We start from the raw sequence: 2,783 nt of genomic DNA, 5'->3' as shown, positions 1-2,783 counted from the left end.
TGTGGGGTTGAAAAAGCCCAAGTGCGTTCTTCTCGTGCTCAACGCAATCACATTGGTTTGGCGATTCGAGCGTTTCTACGCCTGGAGATGCATTGGTTTAATACTGGCATTAGTTGGTATGAGTCCAAAGCCAGTATTGTTCGGGAGGCGGTGCGTTCCTACTTAGCGGCTCCTTGGCTGACTCTTGTACCAACTGCGTAACTCCTGACTAATCTATCCACCTACGACATTCCATGCCCGGACTAAGCGATCGCCCGTTGGGGAAATGGTCGTTTCAGGCGCGATAGTCTATGAAAACTGACATTTACATAGACTATATCGGCTGAAATGAAGGTAACAGCACTTATCTAAGTTGACGAGTGTCGCTTCTAGCATAGGTTTTAGCCGTTATCAACGTCGTAGCTTAGGCGATCGCTCATAAACTGGGTTATACCAAGCAAACCCATAGAAGCAGCTAACTCCCGTTCTTTTCGCTTTATTTCCTCCAATTTTTCTATGGCATCGTTCAATTGGAGGCTAATTAGCCGCTCATATCGCGCTAATTGTTCGCCAGACAGGGACAACCCAGCAGCAGATGTCTCTGCCTCCGTCAACTGTTTAGTAATGCGGCGCTTCTCTAGTTCTGAGCTTTTCCCAGATAGTTTTTGTTTGATTTTCAGTATCGCTACATCACCTACTGCTGCCTCAATGCCCCACAATCGCCGCAAGCGTAACCAACCCATTGAAATCGTTTCGATGAGTAAATATTCGATCGGATCGCGAGGTTGATACTTCTCAATCAACCCTGCCACCATTGCATCAAACCACTGGCGATTTTCAGTACAGAGGACGGGCGGTTTTGTTGCCAGTAGCCCATGCTTAAGGTTGTTGTGACGGACGATCGCCTTACCGCGATCGCTCCGTGGCCCAGTCGATTTTAGAGCGTTTTTTCTATTCTGTTCTGGGGAACTTGGCATAATGTTGATTCAGCTTTTGTTGCTGTTGTGGGGTTAACTTAGGGCTGAAGTCGCCTGCCTCCATCCTATCGAGCGCTAGTGCTACCCCTATTACTAACTGAGTAGTTTAACTAATTCGTCCTTCTTCTTCTTGCTGTAGCCAGGTATCCCGCGCTTCTTAGCCATATCTCTTAACTCTCTAGCTGTTAAGGTGTTCAAGGTAGTAGAGTCTTCAATAACTTCAGGCATGGGTTCAGGGGTTAAGTAAAAAACTTCTTTCAAAGCATTGAGTTTTTTACCTGTGGTAATACCACACTTAAGTTTTGTAATCGGCTCTAGTGTCTTCCAGTACTGGCGAGGAGCTTCATCAATACGATCGGTAGCAATCAGAAGCTTAACGCTCTTGAGATCGGTACCAGGTTTTTCAATTAGATACTGAAGCGCTGCTTTGATATCATCTCGTGTCGCTGTAGTGAGGTTAATTTTTGGAGTTACTTCGCCTGCTAAGACTTTAGTCAGTTCTACAGATTCGTCGCTAGGATCGGCAATAATGCACCAGACCTTCTCTAATCCAGCTTCTTCAACAACAGCATAAATAAATGAGTTACCAATGACTTCATATTGGTCTTCGCCAGTTTCTTTAACAATTACAGGAACCCAATTACGGCCACCCGACTTAGTGAGTTTTTTGGCAGTAGCAGTAATCAAAAACTCAGGGGCATCTGTTCCTTCACCAGCTTGGATCTGATCCATGTACAGGTGCATTAAGTTGCCAATATCGGTCAAGTTACTCATTGTAGAAAATACTCCTTTGCTAATTCTAAATAATAATTACGAGCTGTTTTATCTTTGTAGGCAGCGGGTACGCGAGAAAAAGCTGCATTAGCTATATGAGCATAGCTAGGTAGTTCAAAGATATGTCGATCTTGTTTCGCTTGAGTGTAACGCGGATAAAAATAAGGACGCAAATTAAACTTACTGGTTGGGGTTTGTTTGATAATTTCTTCTATTGCTTTATGTGCAGTATTACGCCCTGCATCCGTAATACTTTCACCATTGAAGAAAATCGGTAGTGCAATCGGCCCACCATCTTTTCTTGATTCTTGAACTTGAGGAATAAACTGTTTGATAGCCACAGCAGCATTCTCTAGCGAAAAGATGTTGTTGTGTTTCGTTGGAATAAGGACAACATCTGAGGCATATATAGCACTTTGACTGAAAAAACGCCAGTTAGGAGGTGAATCAATCAAAATATAGTCATACTCATACTTTAGGCTGTCTAAAATTTGGTAGAGTCTTCGTATTCCAAAGTTTTGGCGTAATTTATCCTCACCCTGACTGCCTAAGTCTTCATCAGCGGGGATAACATCAATCTGAAATAAGTGTCCCGTTTTTGTGTTTTTTGTTCCAAACGATTGGATTACATTACTAGGATTAACTCTATTTTTTCTATCTTCAAGGTAAGAGTACAACGTTTCTGTACCTTGCTTAATTCCTAGGGAATTTGTAAGGTCTTGTTGATTTGGATCGAAGTCAATAATTAAAGCCTTTTTTCCTTTTAACGTGAGAACAGCGGCTAAATTTACTGTTGTAGTAGTTTTACCAACTCCACCTTTATTGTTATAGATGGCTACAGTCAACGCCCGTGGTAGATTTTCAATCTTTTGTTTAATATTTGTTACAATTTCACCGAGGTTATCTGGCGTAATATCAAGACAGGGCGTTGCTGGATAGACAGGGTAAGCTCATCTAATTTGGTATAAATTGTACTTGACAATAAATCTGGGGTCTGAGAAGTGAAAAAACAAGCAATGCGAGCGCCGGAAAATCTCCAGGAGTAGGCTGATA

The 2,783-nt window shown here is 42.5% G+C and carries 3 protein-coding genes and 1 pseudogene; 1 reads left to right on the top strand and 3 read right to left on the bottom strand.

Annotated elements, in window-relative coordinates; genetic code table 11:
- A pseudogene (locus H6F77_RS18575) lies at window positions 1–201 on the top strand (IS701 family transposase); the annotation flags it as partial.
- Between the two features lie 179 nt (window positions 202–380).
- Here the strand turns inward: H6F77_RS18575 and H6F77_RS18570 are convergent.
- The 3 genes from H6F77_RS18570 to H6F77_RS18560 all read right to left on the bottom strand — a co-directional run bounded on the left by H6F77_RS18570 (window position 381) and on the right by H6F77_RS18560 (window position 2,575).
- Window positions 381–956: a hypothetical protein gene (locus tag H6F77_RS18570; protein ID WP_190490037.1), complete on the bottom strand. Its 576-nt coding sequence runs from the start codon at window positions 954–956 to the stop codon at window positions 381–383.
- Window positions 957–1,049: 93 nt separating this feature from the next.
- Window positions 1,050–1,730, bottom strand: a complete 681-nt coding sequence (locus H6F77_RS18565; RefSeq protein WP_190490036.1) for a Rho termination factor N-terminal domain-containing protein — start codon at window positions 1,728–1,730, stop codon at window positions 1,050–1,052.
- Window positions 1,727–2,575, bottom strand: a complete 849-nt coding sequence (locus H6F77_RS18560) for a ParA family protein (RefSeq protein ID WP_242022314.1) — start codon at window positions 2,573–2,575, stop codon at window positions 1,727–1,729. The genes H6F77_RS18565 and H6F77_RS18560 overlap by 4 nt, the downstream gene beginning before the upstream one ends.
- Between the last annotated feature and the right edge of the window lie 208 nt (window positions 2,576–2,783).

Origin of the sequence: Microcoleus sp. FACHB-831 (assembly GCF_014695585.1) — a bacterium.
Classification (GTDB): domain Bacteria; phylum Cyanobacteriota; class Cyanobacteriia; order Cyanobacteriales; family FACHB-T130; genus FACHB-831.
The sequence above is the reverse complement of the archived record's forward strand: the minus strand, read 5'-3'. Positions and strand labels throughout refer to the sequence as shown.

Coding starts and splice junctions, on each gene's coding strand:
- H6F77_RS18570 (WP_190490037.1), bottom strand. CDS start 956: ATGCCAAGTTCCCCAGAACAGAATAGAAAAAACGCTCTAAAATCGACT.
- H6F77_RS18565 (WP_190490036.1), bottom strand. CDS start 1,730: ATGAGTAACTTGACCGATATTGGCAACTTAATGCACCTGTACATGGAT.